This window comes from Streptomyces sp. NPDC058650 (assembly GCF_042717315.1).
In the GTDB taxonomy this organism is placed as follows: domain Bacteria; phylum Actinomycetota; class Actinomycetes; order Streptomycetales; family Streptomycetaceae; genus Streptomyces.
Genome location: NZ_JBHXRL010000055.1, coordinates 1 through 1590 on the forward strand (window position 1 = coordinate 1; position 1590 = coordinate 1590).

2 protein-coding genes are annotated in these 1590 nt (G+C 72.7%); one reads left to right on the forward strand and one right to left on the reverse strand.

Annotation, left to right across the window (positions count from 1 at the left end):
• Window positions 1-165: cation-transporting P-type ATPase (locus ACFWWU_RS37180; RefSeq protein WP_384153610.1), on the reverse strand; the 165-nt coding region annotated here is incomplete at its 3' end.
• A 104-nt stretch (window positions 166-269) separates the two neighbouring features.
• Here ACFWWU_RS37180 and ACFWWU_RS37185 point away from each other — a divergent pair.
• Window positions 270-1487: a class I SAM-dependent methyltransferase gene (locus ACFWWU_RS37185; protein ID WP_384153607.1), complete on the forward strand. Its 1218-nt coding sequence runs from the start codon at window positions 270-272 to the stop codon at window positions 1485-1487.
• The last annotated feature ends 103 nt before the right edge of the window (window positions 1488-1590 follow it).

Here is a 1590-nt window from a genome sequence, read left to right on the forward strand (position 1 = left end):
CTGCAGGGCGTTCGGCCCGGCCTCGGCGAGGCGCCGTTCGGCCTCTGCCGCGGTCAGCCCGCGAGAGGCCTCGGTCTTCGCCTGCACGACGACGTCGGCGGGGGCGAGCGCCCACCACTCGACGGCGTGCTCCTCCGGACTGATGTGCTGAGCTTCGATGGTCATGAAGAACCCCCAGAAGTCGTGCCGACATTCGACAGGCTAGTCGGGCGGATGTCTCCAGCGGGAGAGGAATCCGAGATCAGTTGGTCGCGCCGTACCCTTGGGGGATGCCCTTCGACTTCGACGCCCTGCGGCGTCATCCCGATGTCGAGGGCCCGGGGCTCGAGGCTTCGGATGCCGCGGACCGGCTGATCCTCGACGAGGCCGCGGCACTCATCGGCGAGGCGGGGCCGGGGGAGATCGCCGTCATCGACGACTCCTACGGGGCGCTCGCGCTCGCTGCGGCGGAGGCCGGAGCGCGAGGCATCCGCGTACATCAGGACCTCGTGACGGGGGAGCGGGCGCTCGCCGAGAACGCCGGCCGGCTCGGCTTCGACGACGAGGTGAGTTCGCTCGCGCTCCGGCCCGAACTCGTCTCGGGCGCGCGGCTCGTGCTCATGCGCCTGCCGCGATCGCTCGACCGGCTCGACGAGGTGTCGCAGCTCATCACCGCGCACGCCGACCCCGAGGTCGTGGTCGTCGCGGGCGGCCGGATCAAGCACATGTCGCTCGCGATGAACGACGTGCTGCGGCGGAGTCTCGGGCGGGTCGACGTGAGCCGGGCCCGGCAGAAGTCGCGGGTGCTCATCGCGCGCGAGCCTCGTCGGTCGAGTAGCGACGAAGGAGCGTATCGAGACCAGACCGCGGAGTCTCGATACGGCGCTGGGGCGCCTACTCGACCGGCGGAGGGTGCGTCGACGCGACTGACGGGACCAGGCTGGCCGCGCAGCACCCGGCACGACGACCTCGGGCTCACGGTCGTCGCCCACGGCGGCGTCTTCGCCGGCACCGGGGTCGACATCGGCACCCGGTTCCTGCTCGCGCAGCTGGGCGATGCGGTTCCGGATGCCGCGACCGCCGTCGACCTCGCGTGCGGTACGGGCGTCGTGGCGTCGTGGCTCGCGCGAGCGCGACCGGCGCTGCGGGTCACCGCGACCGATCGATCGGCCTCGGCCGCGGCATCCGCTCGCCTCACGGCCGAGGCCAACGGGGTCTCCGATCGGGTGCACGTCACCCGCGCCGACGGCCTCGAAGCGCTCGCCGACGCGAGCGAGCGCCTCATCGTGCTGAACCCGCCGTTCCACAGCGACGCGGCGATCTCGACCGGCATCGCCGGCCACCTCTTCGCCGACGCGGCGCGCGTGCTCGCCCCAGGCGGCGAACTCTGGTGCGTGTGGAACTCGCACCTGGCGTATCGTCCCCTTCTCGAGCGCGTCGTGGGGCGGACCCGGCAGATCGCCAGGAACCCGAAGTTCACGGTGTCGGCCTCGCGGCGGGCGGGATGACCGGAGAGGTGCCGGTCGTGACCGGGCGATCGACCACGGCCGGCCAGGAGGACGCGCGGCAGCTCACGGCGGTCGAGCTGGCCCTCGACCGCGGTGCGCATCG